14 protein-coding genes are annotated in these 19,228 nt (G+C 50.1%); 6 read left to right on the top strand and 8 right to left on the bottom strand.

Annotated elements, in window-relative coordinates; all coding sequences use genetic code 11:
* The first annotated feature begins 179 nt into the window (after positions 1-179).
* The 3 genes from AB1656_06840 to AB1656_06830 all read left to right on the top strand — a co-directional run bounded on the left by AB1656_06840 (position 180) and on the right by AB1656_06830 (position 3,922).
* Entirely contained in the window at positions 180-1,100 is a 921-nt protein-coding gene (locus tag AB1656_06840) for a glycosyltransferase family 2 protein (GenBank protein ID MEW6235086.1), read from the top strand.
* 42 nt (positions 1,101-1,142) lie between these two features.
* Entirely contained in the window at positions 1,143-2,714 is a 1,572-nt protein-coding gene (locus AB1656_06835) for a hypothetical protein (GenBank protein MEW6235085.1), read from the top strand.
* A gap of 146 nt (positions 2,715-2,860) precedes the next feature.
* Positions 2,861-3,922, top strand: coding sequence for an L-rhamnose/proton symporter RhaT (locus AB1656_06830; GenBank protein ID MEW6235084.1), 1,062 nt, complete (start codon positions 2,861-2,863; stop codon positions 3,920-3,922).
* Positions 3,923-4,065: 143 nt separating this feature from the next.
* On the opposite strand, the gene AB1656_06825 is transcribed toward AB1656_06830, so the two are convergent.
* Entirely contained in the window at positions 4,066-5,346 is a 1,281-nt protein-coding gene (locus tag AB1656_06825) for a glycosyl hydrolase family 28-related protein (protein ID MEW6235083.1), read from the bottom strand.
* 60 nt (positions 5,347-5,406) lie between these two features.
* On the bottom strand, positions 5,407-6,903 hold the full coding sequence (locus tag AB1656_06820) for a hypothetical protein (protein ID MEW6235082.1): 1,497 nt from the start codon (positions 6,901-6,903) through the stop codon (positions 5,407-5,409).
* A 133-nt stretch (positions 6,904-7,036) separates the two neighbouring features.
* Between AB1656_06820 and AB1656_06815 the strand changes: the two genes are divergently transcribed.
* Positions 7,037-8,437 carry a Gfo/Idh/MocA family oxidoreductase gene (locus tag AB1656_06815; GenBank protein MEW6235081.1) on the top strand — a complete coding sequence of 467 codons (1,401 nt, stop codon included), beginning with the start codon at positions 7,037-7,039 and terminating at the stop codon, positions 8,435-8,437.
* A 1,392-nt stretch (positions 8,438-9,829) separates the two neighbouring features.
* The gene (locus AB1656_06810; protein MEW6235080.1) at positions 9,830-10,393 is read left to right on the top strand and encodes a prepilin-type N-terminal cleavage/methylation domain-containing protein; all 564 of its coding nucleotides are present in this window, start codon (positions 9,830-9,832) and stop codon (positions 10,391-10,393) included.
* Between the two features lie 75 nt (positions 10,394-10,468).
* Here the strand turns inward: AB1656_06810 and AB1656_06805 are convergent, their stop codons facing one another.
* Positions 10,469-11,206 (bottom strand): DNA alkylation repair protein, encoded by a 738-nt coding sequence (locus tag AB1656_06805; protein MEW6235079.1) that lies wholly within the window; start codon positions 11,204-11,206, stop codon positions 10,469-10,471.
* 164 nt (positions 11,207-11,370) lie between these two features.
* Complete coding sequence (locus tag AB1656_06800) at positions 11,371-12,687, bottom strand: Gfo/Idh/MocA family oxidoreductase (protein ID MEW6235078.1); 1,317 nt, start codon at positions 12,685-12,687, stop codon at positions 11,371-11,373.
* Positions 12,688-12,977: 290 nt separating this feature from the next.
* Between AB1656_06800 and rbr the strand changes: the two genes are divergently transcribed.
* Entirely contained in the window at positions 12,978-13,550 is a 573-nt protein-coding gene (rbr, locus tag AB1656_06795; GenBank protein MEW6235077.1) for a rubrerythrin, read from the top strand.
* Between the two features lie 78 nt (positions 13,551-13,628).
* On the opposite strand, the gene AB1656_06790 is transcribed toward rbr, so the two are convergent.
* The 4 genes from AB1656_06790 to AB1656_06775 form a co-directional block, all read right to left on the bottom strand.
* Complete coding sequence (locus AB1656_06790; protein ID MEW6235076.1) at positions 13,629-14,522, bottom strand: chemotaxis protein; 894 nt, start codon at positions 14,520-14,522, stop codon at positions 13,629-13,631.
* A 216-nt stretch (positions 14,523-14,738) separates the two neighbouring features.
* Complete coding sequence (locus tag AB1656_06785) at positions 14,739-16,877, bottom strand: SulP family inorganic anion transporter (GenBank protein ID MEW6235075.1); 2,139 nt, start codon at positions 16,875-16,877, stop codon at positions 14,739-14,741.
* A gap of 303 nt (positions 16,878-17,180) precedes the next feature.
* Positions 17,181-18,734, bottom strand: coding sequence for an ATP-binding protein (locus tag AB1656_06780; protein ID MEW6235074.1), 1,554 nt, complete (start codon positions 18,732-18,734; stop codon positions 17,181-17,183).
* A 13-nt stretch (positions 18,735-18,747) separates the two neighbouring features.
* Entirely contained in the window at positions 18,748-19,140 is a 393-nt protein-coding gene (locus tag AB1656_06775) for a response regulator (GenBank protein ID MEW6235073.1), read from the bottom strand.
* Between the last annotated feature and the right edge of the window lie 88 nt (positions 19,141-19,228).

Raw genomic sequence — 19,228 nt, 5'->3', positions numbered from 1 at the left:
TCCCCGGAGATTTTTGAGCAGTTTTATTAGGCGTATCCCATCCATCTCTAGGTTGAAACGCTATTTTCGTCTAAAATAAAGAGTTAAGTTATCTTTTCTTGTTTTCGAATGAATGCCGTTATTTACTGTCAAGCGAATACCTCTTTCTTGCTTCCAAGAACCTCTCCGGAGCTAACGCTATGAAATTGAGCATCGTCATTCCTTGCCACAACGAAGAGATGAATATCGAACCGTTGCATCGCGAGATCGTAGAACATGTCAAAGAGTTTTTCGATTATGAAATCGTATTTGTCGATGATGGTTCGACCGATGGAACCTTGGAGGTTATCAAGAAGCTTCGCGCCAAAGATTGTCGCGTGAAATTTATCAGTTTTTTGGGCAACTACGGCCATCAAACGGCTTTATTATGCGGCCTGCAGCATTGCGGCGGCGATGCGGCGATCACTATGGACGCCGACTTGCAGCATCCCCCGCGTTATATTCCTCAGTTTGTCGAACTTCAGAAACAAACCGGAGCGCATGTCGTGGCGGGCAAGCGCAGCAATCTGCAAAAAGGATTTTTCAAGAACTTATTTTCTTCAACCTTTTATCGCATTTTTTCCCTGTTTACTACAGCGCGGCTTGAGCCTGGCGCGTCCGATTTCTGCCTTTATTCCGCCAAAGCCTTAGAAGCGCTGCGTTCGATCGACGACCGGACGCCATTTCTCCGCGGACTAGCTCCGCATCTGCATTTGAAAACATCCACGCTGGAATACGTTTGCGAAGAAAGACAGCATGGACAGCCTTCTTATACTTTTTACAAATCGGCTCGGATGGGGCTGCGAACATTGCTGCGTTTTAGCGACTTTCCCGTCAGACTGGGTCTTGGAGCTTCCATCCTGGGGATGATATATAGTTTTCTGCTCGCTCTGCATTATTTGTATTTGCGATTATTCACCAATAAATTGATTCCAGGGCAAGCGGATCTTATGGTTTTTCTCGGCGGGATGTGCAGCATCATTGCGTTGTTGCTCGCTCTTTTATTACGGATATCGACGACGATTCTCGATCATCTAAGAATGAAATCCAGTTTTGTCATCGAGGAGATGGAACTAAAATAACTTTCTTTAAAGACATAATATTTTTCCATTGAGGAATGCAGCATGGACATAATAAAAAAACGAACTTTTCGTCCCAGCCATAGTTATGCGATTCTTTTTTTCCTTATTTTTTGGCTACTTCTTTTTATTTGCGCGGGAACTCTTTTCTCCGGCTTTCATCTCACCGACGATCATGAAATTATGACGATTCGGGAAACATTATCCCATCAATCCTTTCTTGCCGCCGCCTATGAGATTATCCAAAAAGATTTAACCATTCGCTTCCGGCCTTTTTACTATTTTATGCGGACGATAGAGGCCGCGATTTTGGGCGAGCATTTTTATCTTTGGTCAATATATAAATGCCTTCTCGGCGTCATCGTTTCATTTTTTCTCTACCTTTTTTGCCGTTTATTAAATTTCACTTACGGGCAATCGATTCTCTTCACTTTACTGACGTTGATCGGCCCGCAAGCGTCGATCTGGTGGCGGCTGGCGCCGGCGGAAACGACGGGGATGGTTATGCTTTCGATCGCTTTGGTTTGTATGGCCATTCTCATTTCCAATCCCCCAAAAACGTACCTTTATAACATGCTTTTTCTCTTCTTCTTACTTTGCGCATCGCTTACCAAAGAGACTTTCCTTATCACCATGCCCGCATGGCTATTTTGTCTTCCTATGCTTTCGCATCTCGGCGGATATTCGTCCACTTTTGGCGCCGCCTTGAAAAGGAATATCGTTCTTATCGTTATAGGATCTTTAGCTTTTTTTTCCGGCTTTCTATTCGTCTATTTGCATTTAGGATCCAATTCCATCGGTTACGCCGGAATCGATCAGCATACGGGAATGAAAGATTATATTAAAACTCTATTGTCCTATTTACTAACCTCTAGTTTTTGGATCGTCTTATTCGGTTTCTATACTCTTTTAATTGGCGAGATCGAACGGAATCAAAAAATCAACGTAAAATCGTTTGCATACATGATAGATTTGGTTTGGATTTTCTTCTTCAGCGCTCTGCTTCTGTTTCCGCAAATCGTCTTATACGCGAAATCGGGATTCTTTGGAAGGTATTATTTGCCCGCCGCTCTGTCGCTCTCTATTCCCGCCATATGGATTTATCGCATGGTTTGCGACCGCTGCAAACATTCCGCCCCAATACTTCTTGGCGTCATTCTTCTCTATCTTTTCATTTCGGGATATTTGTACGCCGTCAAGCCCGCCATGGCTTTTGCGCAGGAAGGCCGGAACACGCAGGAACTTTTTCATTATCTCAAAAGCGAAGCCAAAGCCGGCGACGCCATTCTCATAGCCTCGAACAAAGGGGATGCGCACGAATGGGCGGTCTCCTCGTACGTTTATCTAAAGTCCCTTGGCGGCATGAACCGTCTTTTCACGGCTCTTGTCGACGCTAATCGCGAAATGACGCTGCGCGAGGGAGCTTTCGAATCCCCTTCGATCGTATCGAACGATATCGACCGCCGCGACAATTCCTTCCGTTTTATTCTTATTATCCCCGGCGCCGAAGAGGATTTTATCGCCGCCGTTAAAGATTATATCGATTTGTCCACCTATCGGCGAAAAGTTTTTCTTATCCGAGATCCCAATGTATATTTTGTTTTATATTACCGCTAATTTGACCATTTTTCGCTGGCCATTCCCTCTCGTCGATTAGCATCGCCTAAAAATATTCCGATTGTACCTCTTTTCGTCCTTCAGGAATCGCACGATCTATGATAGGTTTTCGGATCAATCCATTACCGCCAGGAAGGCCATAGATTATGCAAGCGAATCCATTTCTCGGCGCCGCCCTTCACAGCGTTGGCGCTTTTTCCGCCGCGAGTTGCTACACCCCCCAAAAGAAAACTCATCTTTGGTCATGGGAAATCTATTGGATTGCGCAAGCGTCCTTCGCCTGGCTGATTCTGCCCATTCTCGGCGCCTTTCTTACGATTCCCAACTATTGGGAAGCGCTTCAGTCCTGCCCAAAAGACGCGATGCTGCGTTCTTATCTGTTGGGCATGCTTTACGGCGTTGGGGGATTGACGTTTGGATTGGGCATCCGGTATATCGGCTTTTCGTTGAATTACGCCATCGCCATCGGCATCTCCGCCGGACTGGGAACGATGCTTCCGCTCGTCTGGAATCCGAATACCGGCTTCGATTGGCAGATCGCAGAAAAATTTAACGACGCGCCTGGATTAATCATCCTTGGCGGCGTTATTCTTTCTCTCATTGGCATCTTCTTTTGCGGCTGGGCGGGCGCATTGCGCGAAAAAACCGGCGGCGCGGCGCTTTCGAAATTCTCTTTCCGAGTCGGCGTTCCTCTCGCCATTATGGCCGGAACCTTATCCGCCGTCTTCAATTTCGCCTTAATCGCCGGAGAACCGATGGAGAAAGCGGCGCTCGCCGCCGGAGCGAGCGAATGGTTTAGGATGAACGCCATCTATCCTTTTTCCAACGGGGGAGCATGGACGACCAATTTCGCCTGGTGTCTGTTCACAATCGCCCGCAACCGTACTCGTTCGCAGTTCGTCCGTCTCCCCGGAGAAAATCGCAAGACGCTTTCCTTCTATTACCTTATGGCGCTGCTGAGCGGAGCTTTCTGGTATTTCCAGTTCTTCTTTTACGGCATGGGCCATATTAATATGGGGCAGCGTTTTGGTTTTACCAGCTGGGCGCTGCACATGGCCATGCTGATATTATTCAGCAACCTCTACGGCTATCTCTTTCGCGAATGGGAAGGCGCCGATCATGCGCCGCGCCGGACGCTGCATTTCGGCATGGCGATCATCGTTCTGGCGACATTGATAATTACATATGGAAACTATCTTGGCGAATAATCTTAAAAGCGGCGATTAGCGACAAGCGCTTAGAAACCATCGGTGGGTCAAACGACGCGGCCAAATCTACATTCCTATTTTGAGAAATAAGTTGAGGAATGGATTGCGCTTCGCCTTGCGCCCACTTTGCAAATATCCCAATATCAATCGATATTCAATCCGATTTCTACTTTGCCTTTCGATCGATTTTCTATCTTGGCGCCGCCCGTGAAATGATTGCCGAAAATGGCGGCGGATTTGATTCCTTCTTCCAGTTTTACGTGGTTTTTGTCTTCGTCGATGAATTCGCATCCGTTCAAAATCAACTTGCCGCCATGCGCCAGAATCGCTGGGGCTTCTTTGTTCTTTCTTCCCCAGCCGTAAAAATGGCAGGACGTAAAAATGGCTGTTCCATCGCCGTCCAACTCCGCATGATGATCCGTCGTCGATATACCCCAAAAGCCGCAGTTCGAAAATTTGACGGGGCCGCGATTGCTTTGATTGATGATGACGCGCGACATCATTTGGCAATTGCTAAACGCCAATCCCGCATGACGCTGCGAAGCGTCCACTTGAACCGCCGTAGAACCGATATCCGATCCGCATTGGGTTAATACCACATTGGGATCGCCATGGTCCGTATGGATAAAATGAAATCCAATTTTCGGGAATATAACGAAGCAATTCACCATATATTCCCAATCGGTTTGACCGATGCGAAATCCAATCAGATTCTCGTTAAGATATTGGATGAACGCATCCCATTTGCCCTCGATCGGCTTGTTCGGATAATCGGCGCGCGCCCAGGAATGGGGATTGAAATGGACATTCTCCACGCGCCCGATATCTGTCGTTCGGTTAATATAGATTCCTTCCCGCAAAGGACAGCCGAAGACGTTTTGGATGAGATGCAACTCGTTGCTTTCCGTTCCGAAATCGATGCCGCGATAGGGATTGACCAGAGTTACATCGATAACGCCGCAGCACATGCCGCGTCCGCGAATCGTCCAGGGATATGGCCGAATGTCGTTTATGTCTTGTTCGGGATAGAAAATCGTTACGCCCTTCAGGCAGCTGCTTTGTTGCAGCGTGATGAAGGGCGTTCCATTTTCATCGCCTTTGCCGCCCACGACGAATAATTGACTGCCCCTGCCAATGTCGGCGTGGTGCAACGATTCCCAAACGCCCTTTAATGTAACTCCTGGAGGGAAAAGAAGACTGCCTTTGAACAAATACTGGCCGGAGGGGATGGCGACGATGCCTCCGCCTTTCCCGGCGGCGAAATCGAGGGCTTTTTGGAAGGCCTGGGAGCAATCGGTTTTTCCATCGGCGACCGCTCCGTGGTTTAACACGGAAGTGATGACAAGCGGGTTCTCCGAACTAAAAGCCATGCTCGAAAAAAAAACTACCATACAAATACTGTTAACAAGAATATACATTTTCATGGGCTAACCGCTCCTTTCCTTTAGCGTACTATCCAAACCGAACGGATCTATATTCTTTCTTTACTTGTACTCCAAACGATAACTTACAAACGCGACATGGCGGCTATCGGGCGACCAGGAGGGGACGTTAATCGTTCCCTGGCCGCCGAACAGTTTCGCCAGAACTTGGATTTCCTTTCCGCCGATGGGCATTAGCCGCAGCATGACGTCCTGGTTGGCGGGATGCCCCTTGACCTCTTTGTTATAAGTAAGAAAAACAATCCACTTGCCGTCGGGAGAGGGATGGGGAAACCAATTATTATTCTCGTCGAACGTAATTGGCTCCGGATCGCTTCCGTTTTTTTTCATGCGCCAGATTTGCATGCATCCCGACCGCTCCGAGTTGAAGTAGATATATTGACCGTCCGGCGAAAAATCTGGGCCATCGTCCAATCCCGGCGCATGGGTCAGGCGCTTTTCTTCCCCGCCCTGGACGGAAATGGAGTAGATGTCGTATTCGCCGTTACGCTCGGCGCAATAAGTCAACGTTTCGCCATCCGGCGACCAGCCATGCCAATAGGACGGCCCTAAAGAAGTAATTCTTCGAGGAACGCCGCCTTCAAAGGGAAGAATATAAATCAACGATTTTTTCTCTTGGGACTGATCGCTGATAACCAGTTGCTTCCCGTCGGGCGAGACGCCATGATCGTTATTGCAGCGGTTGGCAAAACCGGTATCGATTTCCGCCGGTTCTCCCCCCTGGGCCGGAATTTTAAAAATTTTGCCCTGGCGATTGAAAACCAAATATTGGCCGTCCGGCGTCCAATTGGGGGCTTCGAACCAATCGTATGAGCGATAGACCACGCGGCGGTCTTTCGACGCAATGGAAATGGTTTCCAACGTACTTTCCAAAACCGGTGGATCGGTTCCAGGGTTATTTTGAATGAGGGATACGTTTGAAAATACCGCCCTTTCCAAGCGATTATCGTCATGAGCGCAGACGCCGAGACCGACATAAACCGGATCGGCGAAGCGAATCTTGAACGAACCTCCGGCGGGCGCCGTCTCTTCCCCTTCTCGAGCAACGGACATAAATACGGCATCTCCTCTCCGCGTAATGGCGAGCGTTCGCGGAGCGGTACAGTTGGATTGGATTTCGCGAGTCAACGCGCCCGATTCCTCGCGATATTGCAGCGACGTCAATCCGTCGCCGTGCAAGGCGGCGTCGACATAGGCGGAATCCGCATCGAGCGTCTGGCGAATCAACAGGCAGGCTTTGCGATGGGCGTTTCCCCCTTGCCCAAGAAAGCGAATATCCGCACTCAACGTAAAATCGCCTGATATTTTTTTCCACGCAAAATGAAAAGCGTCTTTATCGAACCACATATTCTCGCCGCCGCCCGCAATCGTATATTCATCCTTCGCCGGATCGAATTGCGCGGCGCCGGGATGCCTTGCCTGGCCGATATCGTTACTGGCTTCGAACAATCCCAGAGAATTTTTTTGGCTCCAGCATTTTTCGGCGAGAGCCAATAATAGGCCGCCAAAAAGTACGAATAAAAACAACGGCTTCATCATTCACGATCCTTTCCCTAAGAGGATATGCTTGCTTTTAACATATCATTCTGTTACCTTGAAAGCCAGCGGCTGGGAAATTCATTGAAATATTTCTATCCGTGGAAGACAAATTTAAGGGGAAGGACAGAAGACGATGAATAAGACGAAAATCTCGCGCCGTCTTTTTCTGACCGGCTCCGCCGCATCGATGGCGGCCGCCGGTTGCGCCACGGCGAAAGTCCGTAAGACTACCCTGGCCAAAAGCGGATATCGATCGCCGAACGAGAAATTGAACATCGCCTCCATCGGCGTCGGCGGAAAAGGACGCAGCGACGTCGAAACCTGCAATACGGAAAACATCGTCGCCCTCTGCGACGTGGATTGGCGCAACGCCGCCAATGCTTTCAAGAGTTATCCCAAGGCCAAACAATATAAAGATTTCCGGCGTATGCTGGACGAATGCAAAGAGATCGACGCCGTGACCATCTCCACGCCCGATCACATGCACGCCATCGCTGCCATGCGCTGCATGGAAGCGGGCAAGCACGTCTACGTGCAAAAACCGTTGACGCACACCGTCTTCGAAGCGCGCGTCCTGCGGCAAACCGCCCGCAAGTACGGCGTGGCGACTCAAATGGGTAATCAAGGCGCGGCCACCGATTTGCATCGGGAAGTCTGCGAGATGGTTTGGGCGGGACTGATCGGCCCGGTGCGAGAAGTTCATTCCTGGACGGATCGCCCCCAAGGATGGTGGCCGCAGGGAATCCCCGGCCCGCTGGCGAAAGAACCAATTCCCGATTATCTGCAATGGGATTTATGGCTCGGCCCGGCGCCGGTTCGCCCCTACAATTCCGGCTATTGCCCTTTCAAATGGCGGGGATGGTGGGATTTCGGCTGCGGTGCCTTGGGCGATATCGCCTGCCATAACCTAAGCCCCGTCGCGAAAGCGCTGCAGCTGGAATATCCTATCAGCGTCGAATGCGTTCATCGAAAGGACGGAAACGAACAGACGTATCCAAACGAATCGATCCTGCATTACCGCTTCCCGGAACGCAAGGGATTCTGCGCTCTCGATCTTTTTTGGTACGACGGACTCCTGAAGCCGCCTCTGCCCGCCGGAACTACGGAAGCGATGAACCTGTTCGAGGAAAAAACGGGGACCCTGTTCGTAGGAGACGGCGGCGTCATCGTGATGAATGGACAGAGGGGGAAAAATATCCTGGCGGCCAATGGCGAGATCGTCAGCGACTACGAAAAACCCCGCATGATTATCCCCCGCCTCCCCAACATCTCCAGTAAGAGCCGGGACGAGAGACAGGATTCGGATCGAATGCACAAACTGGACTGGATTCTCTCCTGCAAAACCGGCTCCGTCTCCGGAACGAATTTCGATCACGCCGGCCCGCTGACGGAATGGGTGGTCATGGGCAATATCTCGTTGAAATTCCCCAAACAGGTATTGGAGTGGGACGGCCCCAATATGCGCTTCACGAACTGCAAAGAAGCCAACCGATACGTTTCCAAAAAATACCGCAAAGGATGGGAGTTGGTTTAATGATGAATGATGAAATATAAGGTTGGGCGGCAAAGGCAAAAGTTGTTTTTACCCTTGATTTAAACGGTTCATCCGGAAATTGCATACTTGATATTATTAACTCATGTTACAGTGCCTGGGAGCGCGGGCTTCTCGCCCGCAGATAGGAGGAACTATTCAAAGCGGCGAATAGGCGTTATTTATTGTTGCGTTTTTGAATCACAAAAACACGAAGAAACTCGATATCCACGAAATATTCGCATCAGGGATATCACTAATTTTTGTTGATTTCACAGAAAGCTCCCCTTTATGGAGCAATCCCTTACGCTATTTGTTTTTTTCGTGGTTCTCTTTTTTCTTTCGCGTTTTCGTGATTCAATGCGATGTAAAAACAACTCCATCTTGTTTTTCGTCGCGCGTAATATGAGTTGCTCAAATACTGGATGAACCTCTTATATACTATAGGTCGCATAGTGGCGGGCTAAAAGCAAAGCGCAGCCTGCCTCTCCTCCACAATCCCAACTCCCCAAAGTCCCCAAAGTCCCATTATCGTTCCCAATTTGCACCCTGCTCCATAATAACAGAGGGACCTTCTCACGGCGCGCGCCGAGCAGTCCCCGCCGTACTCGCCGCTAAATAGCGAATTGGAAGAGGATGGCATCGTCGATAACCTCGCTCAACCTTTCGGGTGGGCGTCGGTGAATGAGTAGCGGGGGTGGAACTCACAGTCGTTTCGCCTGACTGGGATTGGCATGGTGAAGCGATTGCCTGGGAACCGGCTTGCCTATAGGGCATGAAGCCCCCTGGCGACATCGGAGCATTGAGAAATAAGCAGGATCGAACCGCAGGGCGGCAAGTAAATTTTATCTTTCCTTTGCTCGAACTTTTCTATCGCATCTCGGAAAAGAAAGAGGAAAGAAAAAGACAAAATGCCGCAACCTTGCCGCCCCGGTTTACCACTTTAAAATAAACGATTTCCCTTTCACATTCCCTCGCCACTTGGGAGAGGACTAGGGTGAGGGTATTGCCCTTTTTTAAAAATTCGATTTTCCATTCCGAGGGGATAATCTTCTTTGATGCTTTCCCTCGCGCTATCCTTTTTTTATCCATATGTTTTTATTGCGTCTTTCATCCCTTTCGCGCTTTCGTGATTCAATCCAACCAACTCCCTCGCGCCATCCTGGTCATCCATTCATCCTGGACATCTTGATTCTGACATTGAACCAATCCAACTCGAGAAAGAAAAAGTACTCAAATCTTGGATGAACGAAAAAATAATACGCAGCGGGATTGAGAATACAATATACTATGGGATGATATATCGAATAAAACTATGGAGTTCCGTTTTTTTCGCCAAGGCATCGAGCAAGACTGGTTCAAGCGAACGTATGGATTAAGGGAAGGATGATTCGTATGTCTTTCAAAAAAATGGGATTTACTTTGATCGAGCTGCTTATCGTCGTCGCGATTATCGGCATATTGGCGGCTATCGCCGTGCCGAATTTCCTGAACGCCCAAGTGAAAGCGAAACTCAGCCGCGCCTATTCCGACTTACGGGCGCTCGGAACCGCCATTGAAATGTACGGGATCGACAATAATTCCTATCCAGGAGGACAAGGTTTTTGGGGCGGGACGAAATGGTGGGAAAAACATACGTACCGCTATCACGTCTTGACGACGCCCATCGCCTATTTATCATCCGTACCCATCGATCCGTTTCAAACCAACAATCCGCAAAAAATTCTTCCGAGTTTGGGAACGATCTGGGATGGAGGATACGTGTACGACGACGTCAGCCGCAGCGGGAATACGATGGTGGTGTACGGGCAATCGTACAAATACACTGTCCGCAGTCCCGGACCGGCCTTGGATTGGAGTTTAGCGCACGCATCCTACGTCAATTATTACGCCGCATCCAATGGTCTCAACAGCAAAGGAGTCCTTGCGTGGCTGGGACCGGGCGGAACGATTTATTAACTCTATTTCAACGATTACGTTCCACCAAGTTTCGATCTTTGCATCATTGAAAGGACGGCGGATTCCGCGCCGCCTTTATTTTTTCCGTTCCCGCCGGAACCGTTCCTTCTGCTCTTTGCTCATTTTTTCGGTAGCGTATTGAAAGATTTTACGGGGAGCGTCGTTTTTCCATTTCAGCAGGATTTTTTCCACCGGCTCTGGCTGCATTTTCCAGGCTTCCCGTAAAAACCAACCAATCCCCTGCTGCACAAAACGGTCTTCATCCATCATCATCGGATCGATGAAATCCAGCAACGGCTTCACGCTCTTGCATCCCTTCAACAAATCGATCATCGTTACCGGGACGGCGCGGCGCTTCCATTTCGAAAGCGATTCGCGCCACTCCGCCATATCCTCCAAATGCGCGATCTCCTTCTCGAAAAACAACGCCAGGATTTTCCCGCAAAACACGTCCGTATGCCCCCAATTGCGGAAACCGGATTCCAGCCATCTTCCCAATCTTTGAAATACTTCCACCGTATATTGGTCCGCATAAGGATCGAGAAAATACAAAGCGAAGGAGGCTTCCTCATATTTTCCGCTTTCCAACAGCATCTCCCCCAATTGCATCGCGTCTTCGAGCGATAATTTGGGGCAGTATTTTTCGATCAGCTCGTCCTTTTTCTTCATAAAAGAATCCATGGATAAGCCATAGGCGTCATATCCTTCCGTGAAGAAACGGGCATATTTTTTCACCACCGCTTCATCGGCGTTCTCCAAACAAAACTCGCGAATTTCTTTTACGACGATCTGCAATTTCTTGGGAGCAGCCATGAGAATTTCCCCCTTTTATGAATTTCCTGCGCCATCGATCTTCTTACTGGAAACGCAGGATGGGCAGCGCCGTTTGAACAATTTTTTTTATGTCCATATACGCCTATGGTACGAAAAACACGGCCCATCCTGCTTTTTCCTTCACTATATTTCTTCGCCATTCGTCACAAAATCTTGGGCAATTCCCACGGTTTGCGATATTCCCGCGTCAACAGTTTGCAGGCCTCTTCGTCGCCGGGGATGGTTTCGTTCTTGCCGTCCCACTTGATTTGCCGCCCCGTCTGCCAAGAGATGAGAGCGAGCAGGCCGGGAAGGTTGGCCTCGTGTCCAGCGATGGGCGGGCAGACGGTTTGCTGGCGGCTGCGGATGCAATCCAGAAAATTGCGCTTATGGGCTTTATCGCCCTCGCTGGTGGGGATGACTTTGGCATTTTTGCGGTCTTTTTCGGGATAGACCACGGTATGGCGGCGATTGACGAGAAGCGTGGCCTTGTCGCCGTAAAAGTAAATGCCGTGATCGATGCCGTCTTCCTCAAGCACGTCGGGAAAGCCGTTGCCGTGGCGCAGGCAGTAGGTAAAGGTATATCCCGGCGCGTCGAAAAGAATATCGGCGGTGTCGGGCGTGTCGCGGTCGTCCTGATGGGCGTAATGGCCGCCGATGGAAGCGACGCTGCGGATTTCCGGTCCCATCGCCCACATGACGATGTCGAAAAGATGCACGCCCCAGGCGGTCAACATGCCCCCGGAATATTCGAGGAAGAAATAAAAATTGACGAGAAATCGGTTGGGATTGAAAGGACGTTTGGGCGCCGGTCCCAGCCACATATCGTAATCCAATCCTTCGGGAGGTTCGCCGTCGGGCTTGCGGCCGATGCCTTCGGGGCCGCCGCTAAGGTAGCCGAAAATCGGCCATATATTGATGCAGCGAGCCGAGGTAACCTTGCCGATCTCGCCGGATTTGACCATCTCCACGGCTTTCTGAAAATTGGCTATGCTGCGCTGCTGCTGTCCTACCTGGACGACGCGCTTATAATAATCCGCCGCTTGGATCAAGCGCCGCCCTTCCACAACGGTGCGGCTCATGGGCTTTTCCACGTAAACGTCTTTACTCGCCTGGCAAGCGAGAATGGCTTGCAGCGCGTGCCAATGGTCGGGAGAAGCGACAACGACAGCGTCCACATCCTTGTTTTCCAAAACCTTGCGGAAATCCTGCGTTTTCTGAACTGGATGTCCGATTTTTTCCGCGTTTTTATCGATATGAAGTTGATAAGCGTCGCTAAGAGCGACGATCTCGACATCGTCGAAGCCGTTGAATTGGCCAAGATGAAAACTGCCGCGGCCGCCAAGTCCGATGCAGCCCAGTTGGATTTTTTCGTTCGCGCCCAACACGTTGATCGCCGGACCCGCCGCCGCGAAGGCCGCCGTCCATCCCGCCGCTTGCTTGGAAAAACGGCGCCGGGTAATAGGATTATTCTTCTGCATAATTCACCTCTCACTGTCATGGAATGGATTGCCGGATGGAACGATTGTAAAACAAGGCTAGATTCAAGTATAGACAGCGATATTAGTTGAATCTTTCAAATACGAATCGCGCCTTGAAATGAGTTTTTTTTTCGTGGAATCCAAATGAATCCGCGAAATCCGTGATTTGAAAAATTTTTGGAATTTTTCATCTTTATGTGGTTTCGCGATTCAATACGATAAGTAAAATAACTCCATCCTAATTTATTGCGCGTAACATGCGTTATTAACCTATAAAAAGGAGAAGGGACATGGAACTGAAAGGAAGCCGGACCGAGAAGAATTTACTTACGGCGTTTGCCGGAGAATCGCAGGCGCGCAATCGCTACGATTACGCCGCCAGCGCCGCCCGCAAGGAAGGCTTAATACAAATCGCCGATATTTTCGAAGAAACGGCGAAACAGGAGAGCGAACACGCGAAGCGCTTCTTTAAATTCCTGAAAGGCGGAGAAGTGGAGATTCAAGCGGCCTTTCCAGCCGGCGTCATCGGCTCTACGGCGGAAAACCTGAAAGCGGCGGCGGCGGGAGAACATCACGAATGGACGGAGATGTATCCCGGCTTTGCCCAAATCGCGCGGGAAGAAGGATTCGACGCCATTGCCAACGTCTTCGACGCCGTTTCCATTGCGGAAAAGCAGCATGAAAAACGATATAACGGACTGCTGGCTAACGTAGAAACGGGGACAGTATTCAAGAAGGAAAAGAAAGCGGTTTGGCGCTGCCGCAACTGCGGTTATCTTCATGAAGGAGAAGAAGCCCCAAAAGCCTGCCCCGCCTGCGCCCATCCGCAAGCCCATTTCGAACTGCTGGCGGAAAATTGGTGAGCAGGGCAGCGGGAATTTTCGCCAACCAGGGCTGAATGGCGGCAACTCCAACGCCCTGGTTGGCCATAGAACAATCCTTTATGCGGAAGCGAGACCGAGCAATCGATCTACGGTTCCCACCAATAGGGGCAAGTCGGGTTTGGTAATCTGGCAATCGGCGCCGACAGCTTCTCCCTTATTGCGGTTATCTTCGCTGATGATGGAAGAGAAAATGATGACGGGGATTTTCTTGAAATCCGCTTCCGCTTTAATCAATTTGGTGAGATGCAAGCCGTCGATGCGGGGCATCTCGATATCGGTGATGACCACGTCGAATCCCCGATCGCGTTGAAGCGCATCCCACGCTTCCTCGCCGTTGATCGTAATCGTCACATTCGTATAACCCGCCTCTTGCAATTTTTCATTGACCACCGTACGGATCATGCCGGAATCGTCCGCCGTGAGAATGCGCTTCATTCCGCGCTTTTTTATCAAATCGCCGGAGGAATGAGTCTCTTCGGCCTGGCTTTTCATGGGAATGAGAACTTGCGTAATCGTTTCCACATCTAGCATAAGCACTAACTCTTCTTCTACGTGGGCGATTCCGGTTAGGTTATTGGCGTGTTGATGCGCCACGGGAGGCGGATCAATGTCTTTCCAGGATATGCGGCAGATGGTTTGCACGGAATCGACGATAAAGCCGAACCATTGCTTGTGAAATTCGGAAACGATAACCCGATCGCTCTCTTGCGTCTTTCGCGAAGGATAACCCAATGCGCGGCGCAAATTGATAACAGGGATGATGAAGTTGCGCAGATTCATTACGCCTTCGATCAGGGGATGCGTATTTGGAGGATAGGTGATTTTGGGCAGGCGGATGACTTCTCGGATTTTAGCCACATTAATGCCGAATTTCTCCTCCCCAACATTAAAAACAAGAATCTCCAGTTCGTTCGTACCCGCTTCCATGAGTATCTGTTCTTTTACGTCCATCGCGATCCCCTTTTGAAGAAGAATAAGCCATACTCTTTTATTTTACCTCAAACCCAAACCAAATAACAAAAAAACCTATAAAAATGGACAAGATTATTCATGATTGGCTAAAAGCAAAACCACAACCAATCAAGTTAACTGCGTATAATGTCCCTTTCCATCATGAGTTAAAGAGACGTCTCCTTTATAGTTGCGTCTTTGAATCGCGCTTATCATTCATTTTTCTTCCTGCAAGCATACTTCCAGCAGGGGACATACTTTTTCCTGCGAATCCACATGCGCTTTGGCGTGAATGGATTGGAGAGCAGCCTGAACATTGCGGAACAAATGATCCTCGCCGATTTTTTCGAACAGATGAGTGCGCTTCATAACGTCGAGGATGGCGTCGTTCAAGCCGCTGAAGGAGATTTCGTATCCGCCGTCGTGCATTTTGTCGACGATGGAGGAGAGCATCTCTTCGCCCGACGCATCCAATTCGTTGATGGCGTTGCCCACGATAAGGACGTGTTTCAAATGGGGACGGGCGGAAACCCAATCTAGGATTTTATCTTCTAAATAGGTGGCGTTGGCGAAGAAGAGGGCATCATTGAAGCGGATGGCGCAGATATGCTGGCATCGCTTCAAATTCCAACGGAGAGAATCCCGATAGCTTCCGTCTGGATGTTTGGAAAGGATGGTTAAGCGCGGCCGCATATGCTGGTACAGGAAAACGGCCAGTGAAAGCAGCACGCCGATGAAAATTCCCTTATCCAAATGAGGAGCGAAGGCGATCGTGAAAACGAAAGTGATTACGGCGATGGCGCCGTCGTGCTTTTGGGTGCGCCATGCGCGCACGATGGCGCTGACGTCGATAAGGTTGATCACCGCCAACATGATGATGGCCGCCAGAACCGCTTGCGGAAGATAATAAAGCCAAGGCGTTAGGAATAACAGAACGATCACGACAATGACGCTGGCGCATACGCTGGACAGGCCGGTCGTCGCTCCCGCCTGGATATTGACGGCGGAACGCGAAAACGAACCGGAAACGGGATAGCTTTGTCCCACGGCGCCGACGATGTTTGCGACGCCCTGCCCAATTAATTCCTGATTGGGATTCAGACGTTGGCCGGTTTTGGCGGCCATGGCTTTAGCGATGGAAATGGCTTCCATGAATCCCAATAGGGAAATAATCAACGCCATGGGAAGCAGTTGCGCCATAACGCCGAGGTTGATTCGAGGCCATTGCAGCGTGGGCAGCCCCGGCGGAATCGCGCCGACGACTTCGCCGCCTCCGAACAACGTCAACGACTCTTCCTTCAATTGGCGGTTGCCTACTTTCATGCGCCAACAAGAACGATCGCTTTTCCACGGAGGCGGGACTTCGCCGAGGGAGAAGAATTTCTTCTCTCCGTTTTCGCCGATGGCGGACTCAAAAAGAAAAATCCGCAGCCGATCGCGATAAAGAGCGCATTTTTCTTCGCATTCCGACATATTCAATTGCAACAAATCCGCCTCGTGGCGCAACATCGCCGCTTTGACGGAGCGAACGCCATCCGTCCGGCGCGACTCTCGGATTTTCGGATTCAGGATGGTTCGTTTCTCGGACAACGTTTCCATCTCGCAAACCGCCTTATTGAAATGGCGGACCGTCTCCCTCGCTTCTTCGGATGAAATGGCGGAAAGAGGAACTTCGGCGTTGCGTTCGAAGCCAATGATATACGAAATGAGGGAAGTAATAATGACGGCGATCAGAACGTTGGGAACTCGGGGAAACAACCGTTTGAGCATCCACATGATGGCGATGGCCAGTGCGGCCATGATGATGCTTAAAAAGTGGGTATAGGAGCAAGCAGCGATCGCCACGCGGTAAATCGTCTGGCAATGATATTCGCCGCTGTCAACGTAAACGCCGAAAATTTTGGAGAGTTGGGAACTGGCGATAATCAGCGCCGCCGCATTGGTGAAGCCGGTTACAACGGGATGGGATAGGAAATTGACGACGATTCCCATGCGCAAAACGCCCAATCCGAACTGAACCAGCCCCACCATCAGAGAGAGTAAAATAGCGTAGGAAATATACTCGGCGCTTCCTTGCACGGCCAAGGGCGCCAAGGCGGTCGAGGTCATCAGCGACACGACGGCGACGGGACCGGTCGCCAGCTGATGGCTCGAACCGAACATGGCCGCCATCATAGGCGGCAAAAACGAGGCGTAAAGGCCGTAATAGACCGGCAGCCCCGCCAGCTGGGCGTACGCCATCGATTGCGGAACCAACACCAGCGCCACGTTAAGCCCCGCGATGAAATCCGACCGCAATTTGGACGGATCGTAATTTTCAAACCAGGATAAAAAAGGTAAAAAACTCTTCCACATAAGATAAAATCCCCATTCGAGTTCCAAGCGCCAGCATGCGCCATACAACTAGAGAAAGCCCAATTCATTAAGCGCGCGTAGCAGGCGAATCGCATTCTGTTCCGGAAATCAAATCCGAAAAACGAATCCCATTTCAATGAAATCGGCAAGCCATTCTATTCCCCTCTTGCGGAAAAAGGCGGGGAGAAAAAAATGCATTCGAATAGCATTCGATACTTATAAAATCTAATACCATAATTTCATCGAGAAGGAAAACCGCCTGCATTCCAAAACATAAAAAAACAACCTTCTCGTCAACCACCATCAAACTCCATGCGGCGAAGCGGCGGGTAAAGCCACCGTGAACGTCGTTCCCGCATTGGGTTCGCTGTAAGCGCTGATTTCCCCGCCGTGCTTGGCGACGATGCCCTGGGAGACGGACAAACCCAAACCCGTACCGCCTTGTTTCGATTTCGTCGTAAAGAAGGGATCGAAGATGGAAGGGATGACATGGTCGGGAATGCCGGGGCCGAAATCGGTTACTTTCACAGTTAGAAATTTGGCGGTTTTCGTGGGACCGACATCGACGACGATCCTTCCTCCTTTAGGCGTTACGTCCAGCGCATTGAAAATGACGTTGAGAAAAACTTGAATCAATTGCTGCTTATCCCCATTCACAACGGGAAGATGGGATTCGATGCGAAGGTCGATATGCGCGCCTTTCAAGTTGATTTGATTGGCGGCCAGGTCCAAGGTTTCGCGGATGACGCCGCCAATATCCAAAGGCGCCATCACCGTATGGCTTTCGCGGGCGAAATCCAACAGGTTGGAAACAATCTTCTTGGCGCGTTCGCTTTCATGGATGACGTCTTCCATCATCTCCTGCCGTTCCTCATCGGAAAGATTGGGATAATCTTCCTTGAACATGTGGGCGGTGAGCATGATGTTATTGAGGGGATTGTTCAATTCATGAGCGACGCCGGCGGTGAGCGCGCCTATCGCTTTCAACTTGTGCGATTGCACAAGGATGTCCTGGCGCAGCTTCAATTCCATGATCATGCGGTTGATGGCGACGGCGAGGTCGGAAAATTCGTCGCGGTAGGAACGAGCGGGGATGATGAGAGTATAATTGCCCAGAGCGATGCGTTGCGTATATTTGACGAAGCGGTTGATGCGGGCCAGAATGCGGCGGGTCAGCAAAAAAGTGAAGAAGAGAATGATGAGAAGCAGCGAGAAGAGAGAATAGGCGTGAATGTTTTGAGATAATCCAATCATTCGTTGCAACGCTTTTTTTTCCCGTAGAATCAATTCCCTTCCAAAAATTGCCGTCCCCTTGCCCTCGGTTCGAATCTCCGCATCCAACTTTTCGATCGCTGCCTCCTTCTCCGCCGAATAAGGCTGTTTTTCGAGAGAATCTCGATTTTTCAGCATCGATTCGTACCCTTTTTCGCGCGCCAGGAGATCGCCCAGAATATCGCCAATATCCCGCGACGAATCCACCGCATTCTGCAATAGGCTGCGAGCGCGGCGAAGACTCGCCAACGCCTCGTCCAAACCGGCGCCATATAAAAAAAAATCGTTTTGAAAGCTCAGGGCATGTTGGATTTCATATAGAGCGTTATTGGCAGCGTCCAGGATGACGACCTTTTTCTTCATCATCTGCATCGCCGCCAATTGGGCGATGGCGAATCCGAGAATGACGGTAAAAGAAAAGACGAAACTGATGTAGATTTGCAAGCGGATACTGAATTTAGGACGGGATAGGAGGGCTTTGCGGGTAGATTCGAAAGCCTTCATGTTGGGACCGTTGGTCGAATCCGGCCCATCGGCGTTCCCTTCCCCAAGCGTTTGGAAGCGATCCGCAATCCATTCCGTCATGATGATTAGCGGCCTATTGGAGAGCCGACTCGGAACGAAGAGAACTAACCGCTTTAAGAATCGCGTCGCGAAGATCGTCCGGCTTGAAAGGCTTGGCGATGAAGTCGAAGGCGCCCTTTTCCATCGCTTCCCTCGCCATCTCCATCATGGCGTAGCCGGTAATTACGATCACTTTTGTCTTCGGATATTTTTCATGAACTTTTTCCAGGATTTGAATGCCATCCACTTCATCCATGTAAATATCGGTCACGACGATATCGAATTCCTTCTCTTCGATCCGCGTCAAAGCCTCTATTGAGTTTTGAAAAACCTCAACCTCGTATCCTTCCTTGGCTAAGGCGGGCTGCAACCGTTTCCCAACGATCGGTTCGTCGTCCAGCAGGAGAATCGTCATCGGCTTACTCATCCCACCCTCCTTTCGCCGCGTCGAATGGCGCGGGTTATCGATCCTGGATCGATTCGACAATGTTAACGGCGATTTCGCAGCTCTTTTA

The sequence above is a fragment of the Candidatus Omnitrophota bacterium genome (genome assembly GCA_040755155.1).
Lineage (GTDB): Bacteria > Hinthialibacterota > Hinthialibacteria > Hinthialibacterales > Hinthialibacteraceae > JBFMBP01.
This window is presented reverse-complemented; position numbering and strand designations above follow the sequence as displayed.

What these genes read in the sequence shown, in the direction of transcription:
- AB1656_06840 (MEW6235086.1), top strand. Translation starts at nt 180, where the DNA reads ATGAAATTGAGCATCGTCATTCCTTGCCACAACGAAGAGATGAATATC.
- AB1656_06835 (MEW6235085.1), top strand. Translation starts at nt 1,143, where the DNA reads ATGGACATAATAAAAAAACGAACTTTTCGTCCCAGCCATAGTTATGCG.
- AB1656_06830 (MEW6235084.1), top strand. Translation starts at nt 2,861, where the DNA reads ATGCAAGCGAATCCATTTCTCGGCGCCGCCCTTCACAGCGTTGGCGCT.
- AB1656_06825 (MEW6235083.1), bottom strand. Translation starts at nt 5,346, where the DNA reads ATGAAAATGTATATTCTTGTTAACAGTATTTGTATGGTAGTTTTTTTT.
- AB1656_06820 (MEW6235082.1), bottom strand. Translation starts at nt 6,903, where the DNA reads ATGATGAAGCCGTTGTTTTTATTCGTACTTTTTGGCGGCCTATTATTG.
- AB1656_06815 (MEW6235081.1), top strand. Translation starts at nt 7,037, where the DNA reads ATGAATAAGACGAAAATCTCGCGCCGTCTTTTTCTGACCGGCTCCGCC.
- AB1656_06810 (MEW6235080.1), top strand. Translation starts at nt 9,830, where the DNA reads ATGTCTTTCAAAAAAATGGGATTTACTTTGATCGAGCTGCTTATCGTC.
- AB1656_06805 (MEW6235079.1), bottom strand. Translation starts at nt 11,206, where the DNA reads ATGGCTGCTCCCAAGAAATTGCAGATCGTCGTAAAAGAAATTCGCGAG.
- AB1656_06800 (MEW6235078.1), bottom strand. Translation starts at nt 12,687, where the DNA reads ATGCAGAAGAATAATCCTATTACCCGGCGCCGTTTTTCCAAGCAAGCG.
- rbr (MEW6235077.1), top strand. Translation starts at nt 12,978, where the DNA reads ATGGAACTGAAAGGAAGCCGGACCGAGAAGAATTTACTTACGGCGTTT.
- AB1656_06790 (MEW6235076.1), bottom strand. Translation starts at nt 14,522, where the DNA reads ATGGACGTAAAAGAACAGATACTCATGGAAGCGGGTACGAACGAACTG.
- AB1656_06785 (MEW6235075.1), bottom strand. Translation starts at nt 16,877, where the DNA reads ATGTGGAAGAGTTTTTTACCTTTTTTATCCTGGTTTGAAAATTACGAT.
- AB1656_06780 (MEW6235074.1), bottom strand. Translation starts at nt 18,734, where the DNA reads ATGACGGAATGGATTGCGGATCGCTTCCAAACGCTTGGGGAAGGGAAC.
- AB1656_06775 (MEW6235073.1), bottom strand. Translation starts at nt 19,140, where the DNA reads ATGAGTAAGCCGATGACGATTCTCCTGCTGGACGACGAACCGATCGTT.